This window comes from Streptomyces sp. NPDC059740 (assembly GCF_042733155.1).
Lineage (GTDB): Bacteria > Actinomycetota > Actinomycetes > Streptomycetales > Streptomycetaceae > Streptomyces.
On record NZ_JBHWGP010000035.1, the window covers coordinates 1 to 21746 of the forward strand.

Consider the following 21746-nt stretch of genomic DNA (forward strand, 5'->3'; position numbering starts at 1 on the left):
CGGGGGTCGCGCGGGGCTTCCCCCCCGCCTGTGCGGGGGGGGGTGGGGGGGGTCGGCGTGTGGGCGGGGCCCGCCCCCGGGGTTCCCGCCCGGGGGGGGGGCCCCTCGCCCGTGCCCACTTCCGGGGCGCACCGCGATCGCCGCTCCTCCCGCCCGGAGCACAAAAGCGCCCGGCGGCCCACGGGGGTGGCCGCCGGGCGCACCGGTCGGCAGGGGGGCGGCTGCCGTGCGCAGCCGCCCCTTTCGGTGTCACCGGTGGTCGGGGAACTCCACCACCTGCTGGTAGGTGGGCCGGTTCTGCCAGGAGATCCGGTCGTCGGTGACGCCTCCGAGGGGGCGCTGGACGATGCTGTCGGCGCACCACTGGTCGCCGGCGTCGCACCCGTCGTCGCCGGGGTAGACCTGTGCCGCCGTCTTCCCCGCGGCCTCCTTGAGGCTGGTCAGCAGCGCGGTGCGGCAGGCGGAGAGGTCGCCGTCGCCGCAGAACGGCTTGGCCAGGCCGCCCTTGACGGGCTTGCCGAGCACCGCCCGCAGGTCCTTGTCCACGTAGGACCACCAGCCGTACTGGAAGGAGCTGCCGGCGTGACTGCCGGTGGGTCCGTGGCCGGCGGAGGGTGCCTCGTCGACGGTGATGTTCGCGGTGAGCGCCGAGTAGAGGTCGTCCCCGAGCCAGGGCTGGAACTCGGCCTTGACCAGGAGCGGCCACCAGGCGTCCATCACGCGTACCGCGTCGGAGTCGGCGTAGGTGTGGGATCCGGGGCTGGTCTCCTTCCGCTTGCTGCCCGCGTCGGCCCAGTTCTCGAGCTTCTGCACCGTCTCGGCGAGGTCGGGGTCGTCGACGGGCCGGCTGCGCACCACGGCCAGCAGGTCCGGCAGGACGTCCTCGCCGCGCAGGTCGGTGACGGCGGCGTCGGCCATCGCCCGGGTGAGGGAGGCGCGGGTGACGCCGCCCTTGTCGACGAGTTTCTTCACCCGGTCCTCCAGCAGGTCGGCGCGGTGCACCGAGCCGTTGCCGAAGGCGGCCGAGTCGTAGTCGGCGGCCTGCTTGTTGTTCCAGGAGACGTAGTAGTCCTGGTCGACCGACTGCGGGTGCTGGGCTGCGGGGGTGTAGTCGGCGGTGTTGTCCGACGGGTCGAAGCCGCGCCACTCGTAGGCGGGTTCGGCCTTCACGGGCAGTGAGGCGTCGACGCCCTTGGCCCGTACCGGGTTGGAGCCGGAGTTGTAGTAGGCGGTGTGCCGGGAGTCGGCGTAGAACCAGTTGAAGGTGTAGTTGATGTGCTGCACGGCGCCTCGGAAGCTCGCCGGGTCGTGCACGGCACCGGGGTCGTTGAGCATCTGGAAGCCGATGATGGAGTCGGCCTCGTGCTGGTAGGAGGAGCGCAGCGTGGTGTAGGCGACGGGCTTGCCGTCGACGGTGGCGCGGTACTCGACAGGTCCGTACTTCGTGCGCATGACCTGCATGCGGTAGGAGCCCTTGGCGGTGGAGTCGGCGAGGGTGGGCTTCCAGGAGTTGGTGCGCTCCAGCTTCTCCATGGGCACGCAGCTGCCGTGCCAGAGGTAGGAGGTGGAGTCCTTGGTCGGGGTGGAGCCGTCGGCCTCGCACAGCGGCACCGCGTAGGTGTCGGTGACGTCCTGGCTGGCGGAGGTGGCGCTCCAGGAGTAGTCCTGGCCGCGGCCCAGTTCGACGTAGAGGCTCAGGCCGGCGAAGGCGGCGCCGCGGGCGCTGATGCCCGGGCCCTGGAGTTCTTCCAGCATCAGGAGCTGCGGCGCGAAGTAGCCGGTCTGGGGGCCGAAGACGGCGACGGGGTGGCCGCTGGCGGTGTGGGCGCCGGAGACGAGGAGGGCGTTGGACATGCCCTTGCGGGGTGTCTTGAGCATGTCGGCGGGGAGCACCCCGTCGTCGAAGACGCCCTGGAGTGGCTTGAGTCTGTCAGGGGCCTTGACCGGTGCGCGGGTGACGGCCGCGTTCTGGGCGGCCGATCCGGTGCGGTCGTGGACCAGCGGTTCGGAGGTGACGGAGCCCTTGTCGGGCATCGCGGTGCCCTGGGGGTCGTCGGGTTTGGTGGCGTAGGGGAAGGACTGCCCGTCGTGGAGGGTGAGCGTCGCCTCCGGGTCGTTGCGCTCCCGGAAGGACTCCCAGACCTTCGAGCCCTCTTCGACGCCGTACTTGGCCTGCGCGGCCTGGAGGGAGAGGGCGTTCTGCACCTCGCCGCCGCCACCGGAGCCGAAGAGCGCGCCGATCACCGAGGCCAGGGCGATGAGGTCGGTGAGCTTGAACTTCTCTATGGAGCCGGCGTTGGTGATCGGGTCGATGTGGCCGGTGAGGTCGTACTCGCCGGGGAAGTAGCGTCCCGGTTTGGCCTTGGCGATGTAGGCGTTGATGCCGTCCACGTAGTTGGTGGCGTCGGCCAGCGCCTGGGCGCCGCGCTCCCCGTCGGCCGAGAGGCGGTCGACCTGCTTCTGGAGGTCCTCCTCGGTGTAGGGGGCGGCGCGCCAGAACTGCTGCTCCAGGCCCTGGTTGGCCTCCGCGCCGCCGGCGAAGGAGGTCAGCGCCCCGCGGCCGACGTGGCGGAAGAGGTCCATCAGCCAGAGCCGGTCCTGGGCGGCGGCGTAACCGGCGCCGAACTCCGTGCCGGCGCGGGTGGTGCCCTTGACGTGCGGGACGCCGGTGGCCTTGTCCCGGGTGATGGTGACGTCCTCGCGGGGGCTGGTGGTGGAGGCGACCTGGTCGGCGGGGACGCCGAAGGAGGCGTCGTTGTAGAACTTCGACAGCGTGGCGTCGGTGACCTGCTGGTAGCCCCCGGCCAGGTCGGCGTAGGGCCCGAGTTGGTCGCTGGTGTGCGCCGGGCGGGTGCCCAGCGTGCGGTTGGCGAGGATGTCCGCCAGGGTGGCGTTGCCGTTCTCGCCCGGTGGCAGGATGTCGCGGCACTGGCTGTGGCAGTAGTCGCCGTCCGCTTCGGCCGCCGCGGCGGTCGTCGGCAGGGGGGCCGTGAGGCCCACGCCCAGCGCGAGGACGGCGCCGGCCGCCGCTGATCTGAGACTGAGGGTGCGTCGTCGCATTCCCGCTCCTCCTGGAAGGCAGTGCGACGGAGGTTACCGTCGGTAGACGCTTCGTCAGGAGGTGTCTGTCAGCTCTTTTTACCCAGCGGTAGGAAACTCACACCACCGGCCCGGCCTGCCGGGCACGTTTGCGGCCACGCCCGGGCGGGCCCGTGGAGCCGTGGCACGGCGGGACGACACGGCGGAGGGGGATTGGCCGCCGTGCCGTCCCGGGTGCTGCCCCGAGGATCGCTCAGGGCAGGATCTGGATCTTCCGCCCCTGCCCTGCGCGGAACCGCTCCAGGGCCGCCGCGTAGTCGTCGAGGGGAAGCCGGTCGCTGATGAAGTCCTCGGGGTCGATGACGCCGGCGGCGAAGAGTTCCGCCGCCCGCTCGTAGCTGTGCAGCACGGCCATCGAGCCGGTGATCGTGATCTCCTGGTTGTAGATGCGGTACGGCTCGATGGTGGCGCGGGCGGCGTAGTCGGAGACACCGAACTGGAGGAAGGTGCCGCCCTTCCCGACCCGGCCGAGCCCGTCCTGGATGGCCCGTTCGTTACCGGTGGCGTCGATCACCACGTCCCAGCCGTAGGGCCTCTCCACCTCGTCCGCCGAGCCGACGGCCGTCGAACACCCCAGGGCGGTGGCGGTCTTGAGCCGTTCGGGGTTGATGTCGACCACGTCGATGGTGGCGGCCCCGGTGCGCTTGGCGAGCTGGAGCATCATCAGGCCCATGGTGCCGGCGCCGTAGATGAGCAGGTGGCTGGCGAGCGAGGAACGCAGCACGTCGTAACCGCGCACCGCGCAGGAGAGCGGCTCGATCAGGGCGGCGTCCTCGGTGCGGACGTGGTCGGGCAGCCGGACGCAGTTGGCGACGGGGGCCTTGGCGTACTGGGCGGCGCCGCCCGAGGTGGTGACGCCGATGGCCTGCCAGCGCTCGCAGAGGTTGTTGCGGCCGATGCGGCAGTAGTGGCACTCGTGGCAGTACAGGGACGGGTCCACGGCGACCCTGTCGCCCTCGCGCAGCTCCCGCACCTCACTGCCCAGAGCCACGACCCGGCCGGCGAACTCGTGCCCCGGTACCACGGGCAGGGTCGGTGCGAACTCGCCCTGGAGGATGTGCAGGTCGGTGCCGCACAGGCCGCAGGCGGCGACCTCGACGACGACCTCGCGCGGCCCGGGAGTGGGGTCGGGGACCTCGGCGATCTCGACCGAGCCCACTCCCGTGATGACGGCTGCCTTCATTTGACTGCTCCCAACGACAGGCCCTGGACGAGTTTGTCCTGGGCGGCGAAGCCCGCGGCGAGGACGGGCAGTGAGACGACGGTGGCGGCGGCGCACACCTTGGCGAGGAAGAGGCCCTGGCTGGTGACGAAGGAGGTGAGGAAGACCGGCGAGGTGCCGGCCACCACCCCGGTCAGCACGCGGGCGAAGAGCAGCTCGTTCCAGCTGAAGATGAAGGAGATCAGGGCGGTGGCGGCGATGCCCGGCATGGCCACGGGCGCCACGATCCGGGTGAGGACGGTCGGCAGCCCGGCCCCGTCGATCGCCGCCGCCTCCAGCATCGCCACGGGTACCTCGGCCAGGAAGGACCGCATCATCCACACCGCGATCGGCAGGTTCATCGAGGTGTACATGATGACCAGCAGCCAGATGTTGTCGAGCATGTGGACCTGCTGGGCGATGAGGTACACCGGCAGCAGGCCGGCGACGGCCGGCAGCATCTTGGTGGTGAGGAAGAAGAACAGCACGTCGGACCACTTGCGCACCGGCTTGATCGAGAGCGCGTAGGCGGCCGGCACCGCCAGCAGCAGGACCAGGAGGGTCGAGGCGACGGAGGCGGTGAGGGAGTTGAGCAGCGGCGGCCAGGGGCTGCTGCCGCCGGACCCGCCGAAGAACTCGCGGTACCCGGACAGCGTCAGGGCGGCGGCCGGGCTCGGCGGGTTGGTCGCCGCGTCCTGCTCGCTGTGGAAGGAGGTCAGGACCATCCACAGCACGGGCAGGGCGAACAGCACGCCGGCCACCCAGGCCGCCAGGGTCAGGAACATGCCGCGCGTCCGGGGACGCCTGCTCGGGCGGATGCCCGGTGCGAGGGCGCTCATCGGCCACCCTCCTCACGCAGCAGCGAGGAGACGCTGCGCAGGGCGAAGGTGGCGACGAGGATGGAGGCGATGACCACGACGACCCCGATCGCGGAGGCCTGACCGTAGTCGTGGGCCTGGTAGAGAGTCTGGTAGACGGTGAAGGGCAGGTTGGCCGTGCCCAGTCCGCCGGAGGTGAGGGTGAAGACGGCGTCGAAGTTCTGCACCACGTAGACGGCGCCCAGCAGGGCGGCCAGCTCCATGTAGCGGCGCAGGTGCGGCAGGGTGAGGTAGCGGAAGACCTGCCAGGCGCCGGCGCCGTCGACGGTCGCCGCCTCGACGGCGTCCATCTGCCGGCTCTGCAGTCCGGCCAGCAGGATCAGCATCATGAACGGCGTCCACTGCCAGATCAGGCACACCTCCACGGAGGTGAGCGGGAGCACCGACATCCAGTCCGGCTGCGGCGCGTTGTCGCTGCCGAACAGCTGCCACACGGCGTTGAGGATGCCGTTGAGCAGGCCGTAGGAGGCGTTGTAGAGGGCGTGCTTCCACAGCAGCGCGGCGGCGACGGGCACCACGAGGAACGGGCTGATGAGGAGGGTGCGCACGATGCCTCGGCCGACGAAGCTGCGGTCCAGCAGCAGGGCGAGCCCGAGCCCGAGCAGCAGGCTGACGAGGACGACCACGACGGTGAGGACGACCGTGGTGAGGATCGCCGAGCGCAGCGCCGGGTCGGTGACGACTGCGACGTAGTTGTCGAGCCCCGCGAAGCCCCGGTTCTGCGGAGCGAGGGCGTTCCACTGGGTGAAGGATATGAAGAGCGTGGCGACGAAGGGGAGTTGGGTCACCACGATCAGGAAGACCAGGGCCGGCAGCAGCGGCGCGCGACGTGCCCAGTCCGCCGCCCGGTGGACGCCCCGGCCGGGTGTTCTCCCGGTGCTGGGTGGGGCGCCGGGTGGGCTCAGGGTGAGGGGTGGTGCGGTGCTCATGGAGTCTCCCGAAGGGGCGGGTTGATCACTTGGCGTAGGTGGCGGCGACGCGTGCGGCCAGTTGCTGGCTGTCGTGGAGCGCGGCGGCGACGCTGGTCCCGCCGGCGATGGCCGAGCTGATGTTCTGCGAGACCCGCGTGCCGAGGGCGGAGAACTCCGGGATTCCCACGAACTGGATACCGGGGGCGGGGCGGGGCTGCACGCCGGGGTCGTCCGGGCGTGCGCTGCTGATGGCCGAGGCGGTGGCGTCCGCGAAGGCGGCCGAGGCCTTGCGGTAGGCGGGGTTGGTGAAGGTCGAGGCGCGCTTGCCGGCGGGCGCCCGGGACCAGCCCAGCTCCTTCCCGGCCAGCTGCTCGTAACTCTTGCTGGTCGCCCAGGAGACGAACCGCCAGGCGTCGCTCTGGTGCTTGGACGCCTTCTGCACGGCGAGCGCCCAGGTGTAGAGCCAGCCGGAGCTCTTGGTCTTCTCGACGGGCGCGGGGGCGTAGCCGAGCTTCCCGGCGACCGGCGAGTCCTTCGCCTCCAGGGGGCCGGCGGCGGCTGTGGAGTCGTACCACATGGCTACCCGGCCCTGCTCCATGTCGTTGAGGCACTCGGTGTAACCCGCCTGGGCGGCGCCGCGTTCACCGTGGTGGCGCAGCAGGTCGACGTAGAAGTCGGTCGCCTTGGTGAAGTCGGGGCTGTCGAGCTCGGCCTGCCAGTCCTTGGTGAACCAGGTGCCGCCGAAGGTGTTCACGACGGTGGTGAGCGGCGCGGCCATCTGCCCCCAACCCGGCTGTCCGCGCAGGCAGATGCCGCGCACGCCCGGCTTGGCGCCGTCCAGCTTCGCCGCGATGTCGGCCACCTGGTGCCAGGTGGGGTGGGCCGGCATGGTCAGTCCCTTGGCCTTCAGCAGGTCCTTGCGGTACATCAGGAAGGAGGACTCGCCGTAGAAGGGCTCGGCGTAGGTGTGGCCGTCGGCGGCGGTCAGGGAGGTGCGGATCGGCTTCAGCACGTCGTCCTGGTCGTAGGACGGGGTGGCGGCGGCCTTGTCGTCCAGCGGCGTCAGCCACTTGTTGCGGGCGTAGAAGGGCACCTCGTAGTTGCTGATGCTGCCGATGTCGTACTGGCCGGCCTGGCTGGAGAAGTCCTGGCTGATCTTGTCGCGGACGTCGTCCTCGGGCAGGACGGTGAAGTGGACGCGGATGCCGGTCTGCCGGGTGAAGTGCTCGGCGGTCAGCTTCTCCAGATCCAGCATCTGGGGGTTGTTGACCATCAGCACGTTGAGGGTGTGGCCACCGGTGTCGTCCAGTGCGCCGGCGCCGGCGCAGCCGGTGAGGGTGAGCAGGGATGCGGCGCACAGGGCGGCTACCCGGCGCAGTGCCGGGCCGCGTGGCCGTCGTCGTGCGGTCATGATGGGTGGGTCTCCTTTGACACATGGGGCGGCTCGACCGGGTCGCGGCACGCCGACGGAGCCGTCGGCGGCACGTCCGAGGGCTGGGGGTTGAGGGTGGTCAGACCCGGTGCACCTGCGGGCCCAGGAGGGCGTAGCGGTGGGCCTCGGCCGCCGACAGGCCGGTGTCGGTGACGACGGCCTCGAAGTCGGCGACGTCGGCGAAGCGGCAGAAGCTGTTGGCACCGAACTTGCTGTGGACGCCGACCAGTACCCGCCTGCGGGAGCTGCGTACCGCGCAGGCCTTCACGGCGGCGACGGCCGGGTCCGGGGTGGTCAGGCCGTGCTCCCGCGAGATGCCGTTGGCGCCGAGGAAGGCGAGGTCGATGACGAAGCCGGAGAGCATGTCGGTGACCCAGTTGCCCACGGTGCCCAGGGTGTTGCCGCGGACCCGGCCGCCGAGCAGCAGGACGGTGAGGTCCTCGCGGTTCGAGACGGCGGCGGCGGTGGAGAGGGAGGAGGTCACCAGGGTCAGCGGGCGGCCGGCCGGCAGCATCGAGGTGAGCAGCTGCGGGGTGAACCCCTCGTCGACGAAGAGGGTCTCCGCGTCCCCGAGGAGCTTCACGGCGCCGGCAGCGATCCGGCGTTTCTCGGCCACGTGGCTGGTCTCGCGGTGGGCCAGGTCGGTCTCGAAGCCGGCGCTCTCCACCGGGTAGGCGCCGCCGTGGGTGCGGCGCACCAGGCCGCGTCGTTCCAGGCTGCGCAGGTCGCGGCGGAGCGTCTCGGGGGCGACGTCGAACTCGACGGCCGCCCGGGTGACGTCCAGCCGCCCCTCCCTGCGGGTCAGCGCGAGGATGCGGTGCTGCCGTTCTTCGGCGTCCATCTTCATGCGCGACCTCCTCTCCACCGTGGGTGGGCCCGATCGGGCCTCATGGGGCCCGGTTGCGCCCGCCTGAGAGTTATACCAACGGTCTTGCCGGAAGCGGTCACCCACGATCAAGGAAACTGTGACCGATCGGGTGTCGCGCCGGACACGGTCCCGGCAGGTGGAGGGCGGGCAGCCTCCATCCTCGCGAGGTTCACCGGGCGATCCGTGCCCGTTCGGTGCCCGTTTTCCCCGGGGCCGCCCCTCAGGTGAGCGGCCGGGTGCCCGCCGGAGCCCGGAAGGGACCGCGGGGGTCGCGACCACGGTGTTCACCGCGACTCGCACGGCAGGGCCGACCGGGGCCCGCAGCGCACCCTCGTCCCCTGCGTCCGCTCCGGGGCGGGGCCCGCCGCGCGCCGCGGTGGCCGGGTGGAGCGGTCTCACCTACCGGGCGGCACGGAGAGCATCGTCACAAACCGGTGCCTAACGGACGAACCGCCGCCTACTGTTCTTCGAGGCGTCGCGTCAGCGGGCCCGCGGGCCCCCGTGCGCGGACAGTGCCGGCGGGACGACCGCACGGGCAGAGCCGTATGCGCGCCGGAATCGGGCAGACACGCAGGGTATGGAGCCCGGTCGGACCGGGTGAGGCGGGCGGTCTCCACGACCTGTGGCCGCCCCTCGGCCGGCGTCGCCCGTCACAGGCGGTACGTGATCCTGTGCCGCCCCGCGAGAACGTTCGGAGTGATCATTTGAGGACCGCAGACAGCCAGCGGATACGTCGGGGTGTGGTGGTCGTCGCCACGGGGGCCGCGGTGGCGGCGGGGGCCCTGACCCTCCCCGCACAGGCGGCCACCACCCCCTCCCCCGCGGTCACTGCCAAGGGCGGCTACGTCACCGACGGCAGCGGAGCGGACCTGTACGCCAAGGGCGCGGACACCCCGCGCTCCACCGGGTCGACCACGAAGATCATGACAGCCGAGGTCGTCCTCTCGCAGCGGCACCTGGACCTGGACGACAAGGTCACGGTGCAGAAGGCGTACAGCGACTACATCGTCGACCACACCGCCTCCAGCGCCCACCTCATCGTCGGGGACCGGCTCACCGTGCGGCAGTTGCTCTACGCGATGATGCTCCCCTCGGGCTGTGACGCCGCCTACGCGCTCGCCGACCACTTCGGTTCGGGCACGACGCGGGCGCAGCGGGTGGAGTCCTTCGTCGCCGAGATGAACTCCACGGCGGCCGGCCTGGGTCTGCGCAACACCCACTTCGACTCCTTCGACGGCATCGGCAACGGCGAGAACCACTCCACGCCGCGCGACCTGACCGCGCTGGCCACCGACGCCCTGCGGAACGCCACCTTCGCCAAGGTGGCGGGCACCGAGTCGACGAAGCAGGAGGTGACCACCTCCACCGGCGGCCACCGCATCATGTCCTGGACCAACACCAACACCCTGCTGGGCACTTACCCCGGGGTGATCGGTGTGAAGACCGGGTCCGGACCGGAGGCCGGGTACTGCCTGGTCTTCGCCGCCGTCCGCGACGGCCGGACCGTGGTGGGCACCGTCCTGGACGCCCCGAACGCGAAGGACCGGACCGCCGACGTGAAGAAGCTGCTGGACCGCGGCTTCGCGCAGTAGCCCTCTCCCCCGCCTCCCGTTGCCCGGCCCCCGGCCCCTCCCGAGCGGGGGCGGAACGTCACGCCTGCGGGGCCGTCTCCTCACGCACGGCGGCCCGGGCCTCGACGGCCGTCACCGCGAAGGCCAGCGCGCCCGGCGCCAGGAGTGCCAGCGGCGGCGACATCCAGGCGATCACACCGGTGAGGCACAGGGCGGCGGCGAGCCAGGCCGTCCCGCGCCGGTCCTCTCCTGACCGGCTCACGGCCCCGGACAGCGCCCGGCGCCAGCCGGCGTCCGCCACAGCGGGGTCGGCCGCGGCCCGGACACCCACCAGCAGGGCCGCCGCGCCCACGGCCGCGAGCACCCACCGCACCACGGCGGCACCGGGCAGCCCCGCCCCCGCCAGTGCCGTGTCCAGCGCGAGCAGCGTCGCCAGCGCCAGGAGAGCGAGGCCGGCGCGGAGCGAGCGCCCGGCGCCGGGAGCGCGCAGCGCGGCCAGGTAGCGGCCGGGGGTGGCCGGCCGGCCGTCGTCCGCCGCCTCCCGCAGCAGCCGGCAGGCCGCGGCGAAGGCGGTGGGAGCGGTGATTACGGGCAGGCTCGCCAGGGTGCAGTAGACGCCGGCGGCGAGCACCTCGGCGAAGAGCGCGGTACGCGGGCCGAAGAGTTCACCGGGTTCGCGCGGGGTGCGGGGGCGGGCAGTCGCCGCAGGTTGGTGGGGCACGCTCATGGCCCGCCTCATCCCTTCAGTCCGGACGTCGCCATGCCCTGCACCAGGTAGCGCTGGAAGGCGAGGAAGAACAGCATGATCGGGACGACGGACAGCACCGACATGGCGAACATCGGGCCGTAGGCCGACTGGCTGGACTGGTCGATGAAGCTGCGCAGCGCCAGCGTGATGGTGAACTTCGTCGGGTCGAACAGGTAGATGAGCTGGGTGAAGAAGTCGTTCCAGCTCCAGATGAAGGTGAAGATGGCGGTGGTGATCAGCGCCGGCCGGGTCAGCGGCAGCACCACCGACCAGAAGACGCGGAAGGGACCGCAGCCGTCGATGCGCGCGGCCTCCTCCAGTTCGCGCGGCAGCCCCCGCATGAACTGCACGATGAGGAAAACGAAGAACGCGTCGGTGGCGAGGAACTTCGGGAGCACCAGGGGCCAGAAGGTGTCCACCATGCCGAGTCTGTTGAAGATGATGTACTGCGGGATGAGCACGGCGTGGTGCGGCAGCATCATCGTGGCGATCATGAAGCCGAACATCGGTCCGCGCATCCGGAACCGGAGGCGGGCGAAGGCGTAGGCGGCCAGCGAGCAGGAGAGGACGTTGCCGAGCACGCACCCCACCGAGATGACCAGCGAGTTGCCCAGCAGCTTGCCGATGGGGACGCCGCTGACACCGTCCAGGGCGGTGCCGTAGTTGCCCCACGCAAGCCGGCTCGGCAGCAGCTTGAGGCTGGTGAGGACCTCGTCCGCGGGCTTGAGCGAGGTGGCCAGCAGCCACACCAGCGGGTAGAGCAGCGCCAGCAGTACCAGGAGCGCCAGGACGTGCTTGGCCACCCGGCCCGCGGTCGGGGCCGAGCGGCCCGCGGCCCGGTGGCCGGCGCCGGACGCGGCGGCGGTGGTGGTCATCAGCCCTCCTCACCGGCGTAGAACACCCACGCCTTGGACGTCTTGAACAGCACCAGCGTCACCGCGCCGATGGCCAGCAGCAGGATCCACGCCATCGCCGAGGCGTAGCCCATGTGGGAGGCGCTGAAACCCCGGTCGTAGAGGTAGAGCGTGTAGAACATGGTCGAGTCGGCGGGGCCGCCCTTGCCCGAACTCACCACGAAGGCGGGCGTGAAGACCTGGAAGGACTGGATGGTCTCCAGGACGAGGTTGAAGAAGAGGACGGGTGAGAGCATCGGCAGGGTCACCGAGCGGAACTGCCGCCAACGGCCCGCGCCGTCCAGCGCAGCCGCCTCGTACAGGTCGGAGGGGATCTGCTGGAGCCCCGCCAGGAAGATGACCATGGGGGCGCCGAACTGCCAGACCGTCAGCAGCGCCACCACCAGCCAGGCCAGGTCCGGGTCGGCGACCCAGCCGCCGGTGTGGATGCCCAGGTGGCCCAGCACGTCGGGGACGGTGCCGCCGTCGTTGTACAGCGCCCGCCACACCAGCGCGATGGACATCGAGGCGCCCAGCAGGGAGGGGGCGTAGAACGCCGAGCGGTAGAAGCCCTGGCCGGTGCGGATGTTCTTCAGCAGCACTGCGACGGCGAGCGCCAGCGCCAGCTTCAGCGGCACCGCCACGACCACGTACAGCAGCGTGGTCCCCACCGACCGCCAGTAGCGCGGGTCGTGGAGGAACATGTCGGTGTAGTTGCGCAGCCCGACCCAGTGCGGGGCGTCGAAGAGGTCGTAGTCGGTGAAGGACAGGTACAGCGACACCGCCATCGGCACCAGCGTCAGTGCCACCACCCCGATGATCCAGGGCGAGAGGAAGACGTAGGCAGGTCCCTGCCGTTCGCGGCGCGGGCGTTTGGTGCGGCCGGTCCGGGCGGGCCCTTCCCGGCCGGTGGAGGTCGTCAGCGGAGGGTGTGTGGTGGCCATCAGCGCAACTCCCTGTGGGCCTCGGCGACGTACTCCCTGGCCGCCTGTTCGGGGGTCTCCTTGCCGAAGGCCACCGTCTGGTAGATGCGGGTGAAGGACACCTGGAGGACGAGGTCGCCGCGGGGCGGGGCGGCCGGCGGCTGGGAGACGCCGTAGTGGTCCATGGTGCGGCCGTAGTCGTAGACGACCTTGTTCGGTCCGGTGAGCCTCTTGCCGACCGCGGCGGCGATCCTCCGGTTGGGCGGGGTGGAGCGGGTGTTGCCGAGGATCGCCCCCGCCTCGGGGTCGTTGAGCACGAAGTCCACCAGTTCGGCCGCCTCCCTGGGGTGGGCGCTGTTGGCGCCGACGCCGACCAGCACACTGGGCTTGAAGTACTGGCCGGCCCGGCCGCCGGTGGTGGGCACCGGGGCCAGGCCCACCTTGTCGCCCATCAGGGGCACGTACCCGAGCCAGGTGGCGTCCCACTGGAAGTCGGTGGCGGCCAGGCCGCGCGCCAGCGGACTGTCCTGCACGGCGCCGTACATCTGCGAGGTGTTCTCGGCACTGGAGACGGTTCCCTCGCGCCGCAGCCCGTCGCAGAAGCGCCAGAACGCCGCGAGGTCCCCGGCGGTGAAGCCGAGTTCGTGCTGCGAGGCGTACAGCTGCTTGCCGTGGCCGCGCAGCCAGTCCTCGAAGGCGTCCTCGTTGACACCGACGTCGGTCAGGCCCGTGTAGGGCTGACCGTCGGGCCCCTTCAGGTGCAGGGCGCTGATCCTGCGGCCGGCCGCCGCCCAGTCCTGCCAGGTCCAGCTGGGTTTCGGAGCACGCACACCGGCCTTGGCGAAGGCCTGCTTGTCGTAGGCGAAGCCGGTGATGCCCCTTCCCATGGGGAAGGCGTACTGGCGGCCCGCGTACTTCCCGGTGGCGGTGAGCTGCGGGTCGAAGTCGGCGGTGCGCAGCGTCCCGTCCTTGACGTACGGGTCGAGGTTCAGCAGCGTGCCGCTGCCCGCGTACTGCGATATCTGCCGGTAGTCCAGTTGCGCGACGTCGGGGAGGTCCCGGCCGGCGGCCTGGGTGGCGAGCTTCTGGACGTAGGCGTCGTAGGTGGAGTAGGTGGTGCGCACGGCGATGTCCGGGTGCTTCTTCTCGAAGAGGCGCACCACCTTGTCGGTGAGCGCGGCCCGTTGGTCGTTGCCCCACCAGGCGAAGGTCAGGGTGACCTTGCCGTGGGCGGCCGCCGTCGCGTCCCCGCCCGCACACCCGGTGGCGGCCACGGCCACCAGCGCCGTGAGCACCGCCCACACCGCCGTCAGCCAACCTCGTCGTCGACTGCGCATGCTCGCCTCAGTTCCCCTCGAGGTCGTAGACGTCCAGGCGTCCGCACATCCCGAAGCGGCGCTGCGGCTCGGTGTGCCGGGCGTACACGGCGGCCTCGGCCAGGTGGGAGGCGTCGCCGGCGCGGAGCCGGTCCAGTTGTTCCCCCGTCGCCGCCGACGCCGCGGCGGCGCCGGCCTGCCAGCGTTCCCGCCACTGCCCGGCGAGGGGGCGTACCAGCTCCACGGCGGCCCGGTGGAAGGCGGCGAGTGGTTCCCGGTCGCCTGCCAGGAAGGACTCGCGCAGGGCGGTGAACCCGGAGATCGCCAGGTCGCGGCGGGCGCGGGCGGCCTGGGCGCACGCGGCCTCCTGGGCGGCGGGCGGCAGGGCGACGGCCTTTTGGTAGGTGTCGCGGTCGGTGAGGTACTCGGGCGGCAGGGTGAGTACGGCGTCCCCCGCCTCGGGCAGTCCGCTGTTCTGCATCATCACCACGATGCGCAGGTCGCCCTCGTTGACCAGGCGGTGGATGGTGCCGGGGGTGAACCACACCAGGTCGCCGGGGGCCAGGGGGGCCTGCTCGAACCCGGAGGCGGTGAGGGTCTGCACCGCGCCCCGTCCGCCCGTGACCACGTACCCCTCGGTGCAGGTCAGGTGGAGGTGGGGGGTGCCGCCGCAGACGTTGTCCGCCGCCTCCCAGTCGTAGACGGCGAGGTGGGAGACGGCCACGGCTCCCGGGGGGCCGGCGAAGCTCACCACGGGTGGTCCTTGAGGTAGGCGGTGATTCGGTCGCGGTCCCAGCGGCCGTCGGCGATGACGACCCGGTAGCGGCGGGAGAGCGTCTCGCCGGGGGCCAGCGGCAGTTCCTCGTGGAAGGCGAGCGAGGGGGCGACGGCGGCGAAGGGGTCGTTGCGCACGAACCAGTGGGCGGGATGGGCGCCGCCCTCGCCCGAGTGGTCGTTCTCCGGCGCGTGGGCGAAGACCAGCGTGGCGTGCCCGTCGACGCCGTCGTGCTCGGCGCTGTAGGCGAGCCAGGGCGACTGCTCGCCCATCACCTGCGGGCCCTCGTCGGTCGCGGTGAACACCTGGCCGTCCCGGAAGCCGCGCGGGCCGCGCCAGAACAGGCCGGTGTAGCCGGCCATGGGGCGCCCGTGCGTGGTCGGGCTGCCGAAGACCAGCGGCTGCTCACGCCGGTTGGTGACCGAGGTGGTCCAGGTCAGGGCCCAGGACCGGGAGGCGGCGTCCACGTCGTGGATCTCGATGCGGCGCCTCTCCTCGGCCCACAGCTCCCCGCTGTGGGGGTGCCAGGTGAGGCGCTCGGCGAAGGTGACGCGGTCCGGCTCGGCGCGCACCTCGTCGAAGGCGAGGTGCGCCATGGAGCCGACCCGGTCGTGCAGCGGCAGGTAGCCCTCGCCGTGCACGTAGGTGTTGCCGCCCCACAGGTTCTGGCCCGAGAGGTGGGAGGCGGTCATCTGGAGGCCCTTGTGCCACCGGTGGTCGTTGGGGCGGTAGTCGGTGACGACGGCGCCGTCGAAGGTGCGCAGCGGGTGCAGGTAGGGCTTGGGCGCCTCGAAGGCCGCCTCGGGCCGGTAGACGTAGGACAGCAGCTCGGTGCCCTGCTCCGCCAGGCTGACGGTGATCCGGTCACCGTGGCGGTGGGTGGTGTGCAACGTGGGGCTCAACGGGCCGCCTCCTTCGAGGTGGTGTCGGTGGCAGGGGCCCAGCCGGGGGCGCCGCCGTGCAGGGCCGTGTAGTAGGGATCGCCCGGTCCGATCTCACCGGCGTGGACGGGGGCGGCGGTGAACGCCGACTTGTAGAGGGCCGCGATGAGTTCGAGCGTCTTGCGGCCGTCGGCGCCGCTGCTGCGCGGGCGTTCGCCGCGGCGTATGCTCGCCACCAGCTCGCGCAGTTGCGCCAGGTGGCTGCTGGGGACGTCGGTGCCGAACTCCGCCCAGCCCGCGGCCTCCTCGGCGGGGACCTCGGGAGCCGGGGTCAGCCGCCAGTCGTCGTTGCGGTACCCGTAGAGGTGGGTGAGTTCGACCGTGGCGCGCTCGCAGTCCAGGCGGATGCGGCTGACCTGCTCGGGGCTGAGGACGCTGTTGACGACGGTGGCCATCGCGCCGCCGGCGAAGCGCACCAGGGCGGTGGAGACGTCCTCGGTCTGCACGTCGTGGACGAGGCGGCCGGCCATCGCGCGTACCTCCTCCCAGGGGCCGAGGAGGTCGAGCAGCAGGTCCATCTGGTGGATGCCGTGGCCCATGGCGGGCCCGCCGCCCTCGGTGTCCCACCGGCCGCGCCAGGGCACGGCGTAGTAGGCGGTGTCGCGGTACCAGGTGGTCTGGCAGTGCGCCACCAGCGGCCGGCCGAGGGAGCCGTCCGCGAGGAGTCGTCCGACGTGCCGGGCGCCGGAGCCGAATCGGTGCTGGAAGACGATCGCCGCGTAGGCGCCGGAGGCCCGTTCCGCCTCCTGGATCGCGTCGAAGTCGGCGAGGCTGGGGCACGGCGGCTTCTCGCACCACACCCAGGCACCGGCCTGGAGGGCGGCGACGGTCTGCTCGCGGTGGACCGTCGGCGGGGTGCAGACGGTGACCAGGTCCGGGCTCTCCTTCGCCAGCATCGTCTTGAGGTCGGTGTAGGCGCGGGGGACGCCGCCCTCGACGCAGAAGGAGCGCACCGACGCCTCGTCGACGTCGACGGCGGCGACGACCTCCAGCTCCCCCTCGTCGGCGAGCGTGGTGAGCGCGGGCAGGTGGCTGCCTCTGGCGATGCCGCCGGTGCCTACGACGGCGGCCTTCAGCTTCCGGTCGTTGCGGTGGGGCGTGGACGTGGGAAACACCTCATCATCACGGTTGCGGGGTGCGAGGGTTGCGGCTCCGGCACGGGTGGTGGGTGCGGTGAGGGGCCGACGACAGGTCCAGCGGGGTAAGCGCTTGCAGGGACGTTAGGTGAGGCCTCTGCCATAGAGCAACAAGGCTGCCGGGTTGTATTTGTGCTGGGGGATGCGGTAAGCGCTATCGCTCCTTCGTACGCCCGCACCCGTGCGTCGCCGCCTCCCTCTGGGCCCGGCGCGGGACGGCCTACGCGACGGACCGTGCGGAGCGGGACGCGGGACGGCCGCGGACGGTTGCGACGTCCGCCTGAGGTGGGCGGTCGACTCCCGCACCCCGAAACGAAGTTGCCGGTGCGCGGCCGTCCCTGCTGTCCTGCCGGCATGAGGGTCGAGTTTCCGCGGCTGCCCGACGGCCGGCGCGCCCACTGCGTGGTGGAGCGCTCGGACGGGGTGCGCTACCGGGTGCGTGAGGGCGTGGCGGGTCCAAAGGTCCCGCACGACCTGGTGCACCTGGTGGTGGAGCGGGAGACGGAGGAGGACGGCGGTTTCTGGGGCGCGGTCGCCGCCGGGGCGGTCTTCGCCACCATGGACCACCTGGACGGCCGGCGACCGCCGCACGCGGCGCGGCTCTCCCGCGAGGTGATCCGTGCCCGCGCCGGCACCGGGCGGCTGCAACGCGCGGAGCTGATGGCCGACCTCGTGGAACGGGTCCTGGGACGGCGGATCGAGGACGTGGCGCGGGTGCGCGCGGCCGCCGCGGAGGTGCTGGCCACCCTTCCCGACGCACGGGTCGACGAGGAGCGGATCCTCGCCGCCGCTGCGGCGCTGCGGGAGACCGCGGCGCAGTGGCAACGGTTGGCGCCCGGCCAGGCGCTCGTCGTCGAGTGGCCGGAGCGGGCGGATCGACGCCGGGGCGCCGGGCGGCCCGGCAGGCGACGGCACTGAACCGCCGCTGGCGCACCCGGCGCCCCGCCACTCCCAGGCCCGCGGTGCGGTCGGCGGGGCGCTGCTGCGGGACAGGCGCCGGCGGAGGCGGGGCGGCCGTCCTGGCGGCTCAGGCTGCCGTGGTCCTGGCCGCCTTCTCCAGGAGCGACTGGAGGTGGAGCCCGCGCCGGGCGTCGAGCGGGCCGGCACCGTCCGCCGCCTCCCCCGCCGTGCCGCGGACGGCGGCGGCGAACTCGCGGCGCAGCACCGGCCAGCACTCCTCGTGGTCGATCTCGGCGGTGTCGTACACCAACTCCTCGAATTCACCGAAGAGTTCGACGCGGGTCCGGGCGCGCGGCAGCCGCACCGAGCCGGAGAGCGAGGCCTGGCTGACCGCGCCGTTCTCGTGCTCCAAGGTCAGCTCGGTCCAGCGCCGGGGGTCGCCGGAGGCGTGGACGGCCGCGACGGGGCCGACCGCGGCGTCCAGGAGGTCGAGCAGGTGGGGGCCGAGGTCGAGCAGGGCGCCGTGCTCCAGCCGCCAGGCGGTGGCCAGTTCGCCGCCCAGGAACGCGCCGTGCAGGTAGCAGGAGCGGGCGCCGGTCACCTGCACGCCCCGGGCCGCACGCAGGAACTCGACGGTGCGGGGGTGGTAGCGCTTGGTGAGCACCATGCGCGTCACGACGCCGGCCTCGGCCACCGCGTCGGCCACCGCCCTGGCCGCGGCGAGGTCCGGCCCCAGCGGCTTCTCCAGCAGCAGCGCCTTCCCGGCCCTGGCTGCGACGGGGGCGAGTTGCGCCTGCACGGCCGGCGGCACGGCGAACGCCACCGCCTCGCACCGGTCCAGCAGTTCCTCGACGCAGGAGACGGCCGCGGTGCCGTGGGCCGCCGCCAGTTCCGCGGCGGCCTCCGGGCGGCGGGCCCACACGGCGGCAAGGGTGGTCTCGGGGCCGGCGGCCAGCATCCGGGCGTGCATGGTCCGGGCCCAGGGGCCGGCGCCTATCAGTCCGACGGCGACGGGGGTGGTACTCAACGGGTGCTCCCTGGCTGGTGCGTGGGTCAGGCGGTGGGGCGGGCGGCCAGGCGGGCGTCGGCCTGGGCGGGCGAGTAGAGGTGGTCGACCACCATGCAGGCGGCCCCCGCCAGTCCGGCCCGGTCGCCCAGGTGCGAGGTGACCACCTGGAGGCCGCGGGTGGAGCGGGGCAGGGCCCGCTGGTACAGCAGTTCCCGGACACCGGTGACGAAGTGGGTCTCGGCGAGGTCCCCGGCGATCATGAGGACGCCGGGGTTGAGGAGGCTGACGACGGTGACGAGGACCTCCCCGCACCGCTGCCCCGCCTCCCGCGCCAGCCGGACGGCGTCAGGCTGGCCTCCGGCCAGCAGCGCGCGCACGTCGGAGCCGGAGCGGGCCGGGACGCCCAGGGCGGACAACTGTCCGGCCAGGGCCCGGCCGCTGGCGACCGCGGCGAGGCAGCCGTGCGAGCCGCACATGCAGCGGGCGTTCTCCCGGTCGTGCAGCCGGATGTGGCCGATGTCGCCGGCGCCGCCGTCGATGCCGCGGTAGACGGCCCCGTCGACGATGACGCCCGCGCCGATCCCGGTGCCCACCTTCACCAGGACGAAGGCCCCACAGTCGGCGTGGTGGCGGCGCTGCTCGGCCAGCGCCATCAGGTTGGCGTCGTTGTCCACCAGTACCGGGACCGGCGGTGCGGCAGTGCCGGTGTGGGTGGCGAGGGCGCGTTGCAGGGTCTCGCCGATGGGGTGGCCGTCCCAACCGGGCATGATCGGCGGGAGGATGACCCGGCCGGTGGCGAAGTCGACCGGGCCGGGGACCGACAGTCCGATGCCGCAGACGCGGTCGGCGGGTGTGGCGGTCTGGGACAGCAGCGCGGCGAACAGCGAGCCGAGGTGGTCGAGTACCTTCTCGGGGCCGTCGGCGATGTCGAGCCGGTCGCCGGTCTCGGCCACCACGTGGCCTGCGAGGTCGACGAGGGCGGCGCGGGCGTGCGTGGTCTCCAGGTCCGCGGTGAGGACGAGGGCGTGGTGGGAGTCGAACTCCAGCCTCGTGGAGGGGCGTCCGCCGGTGGAGGCGGTGCCACCGGCTTCCCGCACCCACCCCGCGCGCAGCAGGGCGTCCAGCCGCAGGCCGACGGTGGAGCGGGAAAGGCCGGTCAGAGCCTGGAGCGCACCCCGGGTGTCGGCCTGACCGCTGCGGATCAGGTTCAGCAGGTGACCCGCGCTGTTCTGCGGTCCTGTCACGGTCGGGCAGCTCCTCAGCTCTTGTCGGCGCCGCTGGTGAGCCCCTCGGTGAGGAGTCGTTCGGCTGCGTAGAACAGGATTACCACGGGGATGGTCAGGACGACAGAACCGGCCATCAGCACGGTCTTGGGGGTCTCGATGCCGCCCGCGAGCTGCTGGAGGCCGAGGGAGACCGTCCACTTCTCGGGTGAGGCGGCGAGGAAGAGCAGGGCGAAGAGGAACTCGTTCCACGCGATCATGAACACGTAGAGCCCGGTGGCCATCAGGGAGGGCGCGGCCAGCGGCAGGACCACCTTGCGCAGCGTCTGGAGGCGGCTGCACCCGTCGAGCGCGGCGGCCTCCTCGATGCTGTAGGGGATGGTGACGAAGTAGTTCTTGAGCATGTAGATCGAGACGGGCACCGTCTGCGCGATGTAGACGATCGCCAGCCCCACCAGGCTGCCCTGGAGTCCGATCCTCGCGAAGATCACGAAGAGCGGCACGGCGAGCAGGGTGGCGGGGAAGAGGTACACGGCGAGGAAGAGCGCGCTGATCTGGCGGTGGCCGAAGAACCGCAGCCGGCCCACCGCGTAGGCGCCCGGTACGGCGACCAGCAGGGTGAGCGCGACCGTGGCGACGGCGACGAGCGCGGAGTTGCCGAGCATCCGCAGGAAGCCCTGGCCGCCCTCGGAGACGGGGCGCAGCACCTGCCGGTAGGTGTCCAGCGTCCACTCCGAGGCGGAGACCCAGAGGCTGCCGGGGTCGGCCATGAGGTGGTCGACGGGTTTCACCGACAGGATCAGCATGTAGGAGAAGGGGACGATCGTGATCAGCGCCAGGAAGGCGATGACCACCCACTTCAGGATCGCGAAGGTGCGGTCCTCGAACTGTGCGCGGCTGGGCATCAGGCCTCCTCCTGGACCTTGCGGGCGAAGAACGCGAAGTAGAGGCCGAGCAGGACCATGAGGATCACCGCGAGCACGAGTGCCTGGGCGCTCGCCGCCCCCACGTCGTAGCGGGCGGTGAGGAAGTCGTAGACGCGCACCGGGACCACGTCGGTGCCGGAGCCGCCGCCGGTCAGCAGGTAGACGTCGTCGAACTTGTTGAAGGTCATGATGAACCGCAGTACCGACAGCAGGGCGATCACGGGCATCAGCTGGGGCAGCAGGATGTACCGGAAGCGCTGGGTCTGCGTCGCGCCGTCGACCGTGGCGGCCTCGTCGAGCCCCTCGGGCACCGCCTGGAGGCGGGCCAGCAGGAAGAGGAAGGCGAACGGGAAGTACCGCCAGGTCTCGAAGGCGATGACGGTGAGCAGGGCCAGTGGTATGTGGACGTGCAGGCCCGGGAGTTCGTAGGAACGTGAGGTGAGGAAGGCGATGGGGCGGTCCCAGCCCAGCAGCCGGCTTCCCCAGTCGTTGACGATGCCGTACTGGGGGCTGAGGGCGACCTCCCAGACGAAGGCGACGGCGACGACGGGAGCGACGTAGGGCAGCAGCATGGAGCCGCGCAGCAGCGCCCGGCCGCGGAAGGGCCTGCGCAGGGCGAGGGCGGCGACCAGACCGAGCACGATGGAGCCGGCGGTGCCGCCGACGGTGTAGGCCAGCGTGGTGCCCAGCGACTCCCAGAACCCGGCGGAGGCGAAGACTGCGGAGAAGTTCTGCAGCGTCCAGTGGCCGAGGAAGCTCATGCCCTGGATGTCCACGAGCCTGGCGCGTTGGAAGGCCAGGAGGACGGTCCAGGCGATCGGCAGGACGACGGCCACCAGGACGACCAGGACGGTGGGGCTGACGAAGGCGAGTCCGGCCCGGTTCTCCCGTTGGACGAGGCTGAGCGGGCGGCGCTTGCTCGCGCCGGCGGCTGTCTGCATGGGGGGCTTCCTCTGTTGCCGTGCGGGTTCGCGGCGCCCGTCCGGTGCGGTGGGC

Annotated in this window: 19 protein-coding genes; 2 read left to right on the forward strand and 17 right to left on the reverse strand. The window is 72.1% G+C overall.

Features of this window, described 5'->3' with window-relative positions; genetic code table 11:
- Nucleotides 1-249: 249 nt before the first annotated feature.
- The 6 genes from ACFV3R_RS28265 to ACFV3R_RS28290 all read right to left on the reverse strand — a co-directional run bounded on the left by ACFV3R_RS28265 (nucleotide 250) and on the right by ACFV3R_RS28290 (nucleotide 8362).
- Nucleotides 250-3060, reverse strand: coding sequence for a penicillin acylase family protein (locus ACFV3R_RS28265; protein ID WP_385589015.1), 2811 nt, complete (start codon nucleotides 3058-3060; stop codon nucleotides 250-252).
- 232 nt (nucleotides 3061-3292) lie between these two features.
- The gene (locus ACFV3R_RS28270; protein WP_385589017.1) at nucleotides 3293-4282 is read right to left on the reverse strand and encodes a zinc-dependent alcohol dehydrogenase family protein; all 990 of its coding nucleotides are present in this window, start codon (nucleotides 4280-4282) and stop codon (nucleotides 3293-3295) included.
- Nucleotides 4279-5139 (reverse strand): carbohydrate ABC transporter permease, encoded by an 861-nt coding sequence (locus ACFV3R_RS28275; protein WP_385589019.1) that lies wholly within the window; start codon nucleotides 5137-5139, stop codon nucleotides 4279-4281. The genes ACFV3R_RS28270 and ACFV3R_RS28275 overlap by 4 nt, the downstream gene beginning before the upstream one ends.
- On the reverse strand, nucleotides 5136-6107 hold the full coding sequence (locus tag ACFV3R_RS28280) for a carbohydrate ABC transporter permease (RefSeq protein WP_385589021.1): 972 nt from the start codon (nucleotides 6105-6107) through the stop codon (nucleotides 5136-5138). The genes ACFV3R_RS28275 and ACFV3R_RS28280 overlap by 4 nt, the downstream gene beginning before the upstream one ends.
- 25 nt (nucleotides 6108-6132) lie before the next feature.
- Complete coding sequence (locus ACFV3R_RS28285) at nucleotides 6133-7500, reverse strand: ABC transporter substrate-binding protein (protein ID WP_385589023.1); 1368 nt, start codon at nucleotides 7498-7500, stop codon at nucleotides 6133-6135.
- A gap of 100 nt (nucleotides 7501-7600) precedes the next feature.
- The gene (locus ACFV3R_RS28290; RefSeq protein WP_385589123.1) at nucleotides 7601-8362 is read right to left on the reverse strand and encodes a DeoR/GlpR family DNA-binding transcription regulator; all 762 of its coding nucleotides are present in this window, start codon (nucleotides 8360-8362) and stop codon (nucleotides 7601-7603) included.
- Nucleotides 8363-9093: 731 nt separating this feature from the next.
- Here ACFV3R_RS28290 and ACFV3R_RS28295 point away from each other — a divergent pair.
- On the forward strand, nucleotides 9094-9981 hold the full coding sequence (locus tag ACFV3R_RS28295) for a D-alanyl-D-alanine carboxypeptidase family protein (protein WP_385589025.1): 888 nt from the start codon (nucleotides 9094-9096) through the stop codon (nucleotides 9979-9981).
- A 58-nt stretch (nucleotides 9982-10039) separates the two neighbouring features.
- On the opposite strand, the gene ACFV3R_RS28300 is transcribed toward ACFV3R_RS28295, so the two are convergent.
- Genes ACFV3R_RS28300 through ACFV3R_RS28330 form a run of 7 tightly spaced genes read right to left on the reverse strand, consistent with a single transcriptional unit; the run spans nucleotide 10040 to nucleotide 16671 of the window.
- Nucleotides 10040-10687, reverse strand: coding sequence for a hypothetical protein (locus ACFV3R_RS28300; protein ID WP_385589027.1), 648 nt, complete (start codon nucleotides 10685-10687; stop codon nucleotides 10040-10042).
- A gap of 8 nt (nucleotides 10688-10695) precedes the next feature.
- Nucleotides 10696-11583 (reverse strand): carbohydrate ABC transporter permease, encoded by an 888-nt coding sequence (locus ACFV3R_RS28305; protein ID WP_385589029.1) that lies wholly within the window; start codon nucleotides 11581-11583, stop codon nucleotides 10696-10698.
- Entirely contained in the window at nucleotides 11583-12545 is a 963-nt protein-coding gene (locus tag ACFV3R_RS28310; RefSeq protein WP_385589031.1) for a carbohydrate ABC transporter permease, read from the reverse strand. The genes ACFV3R_RS28305 and ACFV3R_RS28310 overlap by 1 nt, the downstream gene beginning before the upstream one ends.
- The gene (locus ACFV3R_RS28315) at nucleotides 12545-13861 is read right to left on the reverse strand and encodes an ABC transporter substrate-binding protein (RefSeq protein WP_385589033.1); all 1317 of its coding nucleotides are present in this window, start codon (nucleotides 13859-13861) and stop codon (nucleotides 12545-12547) included. The genes ACFV3R_RS28310 and ACFV3R_RS28315 overlap by 1 nt, the downstream gene beginning before the upstream one ends.
- A gap of 7 nt (nucleotides 13862-13868) precedes the next feature.
- Nucleotides 13869-14594, reverse strand: a complete 726-nt coding sequence (locus ACFV3R_RS28320; RefSeq protein ID WP_385589035.1) for a cupin domain-containing protein — start codon at nucleotides 14592-14594, stop codon at nucleotides 13869-13871.
- Nucleotides 14588-15517: a PmoA family protein gene (locus tag ACFV3R_RS28325; RefSeq protein WP_385589037.1), complete on the reverse strand. Its 930-nt coding sequence runs from the start codon at nucleotides 15515-15517 to the stop codon at nucleotides 14588-14590. Before ACFV3R_RS28325 ends, ACFV3R_RS28320 begins: the two co-directional genes overlap by 7 nt.
- A complete protein-coding gene (locus ACFV3R_RS28330) occupies nucleotides 15514-16671 on the reverse strand; it encodes a Gfo/Idh/MocA family protein (protein WP_385589039.1) in 1158 nt (385 codons plus the stop codon). Before ACFV3R_RS28330 ends, ACFV3R_RS28325 begins: the two co-directional genes overlap by 4 nt.
- 375 nt (nucleotides 16672-17046) lie before the next feature.
- On the opposite strand from ACFV3R_RS28330, the gene ACFV3R_RS28335 reads away from it, so the two are divergent.
- Nucleotides 17047-17610 (forward strand): hypothetical protein, encoded by a 564-nt coding sequence (locus ACFV3R_RS28335; RefSeq protein WP_385589041.1) that lies wholly within the window; start codon nucleotides 17047-17049, stop codon nucleotides 17608-17610.
- A 109-nt stretch (nucleotides 17611-17719) separates the two neighbouring features.
- Here the strand turns inward: ACFV3R_RS28335 and ACFV3R_RS28340 are convergent, their stop codons facing one another.
- Genes ACFV3R_RS28340 through ACFV3R_RS28355 form a run of 4 tightly spaced genes read right to left on the reverse strand, consistent with a single transcriptional unit; the run spans nucleotide 17720 to nucleotide 21691 of the window.
- Nucleotides 17720-18619: a Gfo/Idh/MocA family protein gene (locus ACFV3R_RS28340; RefSeq protein ID WP_385589043.1), complete on the reverse strand. Its 900-nt coding sequence runs from the start codon at nucleotides 18617-18619 to the stop codon at nucleotides 17720-17722.
- Between the two features lie 26 nt (nucleotides 18620-18645).
- Complete coding sequence (locus ACFV3R_RS28345; protein WP_385589045.1) at nucleotides 18646-19845, reverse strand: ROK family protein; 1200 nt, start codon at nucleotides 19843-19845, stop codon at nucleotides 18646-18648.
- 14 nt (nucleotides 19846-19859) lie between these two features.
- Nucleotides 19860-20729, reverse strand: coding sequence for a carbohydrate ABC transporter permease (locus ACFV3R_RS28350; RefSeq protein WP_385589047.1), 870 nt, complete (start codon nucleotides 20727-20729; stop codon nucleotides 19860-19862).
- Nucleotides 20729-21691 carry a carbohydrate ABC transporter permease gene (locus ACFV3R_RS28355; RefSeq protein WP_385589049.1) on the reverse strand — a complete coding sequence of 321 codons (963 nt, stop codon included), beginning with the start codon at nucleotides 21689-21691 and terminating at the stop codon, nucleotides 20729-20731. The genes ACFV3R_RS28350 and ACFV3R_RS28355 overlap by 1 nt, the downstream gene beginning before the upstream one ends.
- Nucleotides 21692-21746: the final 55 nt, after the last annotated feature.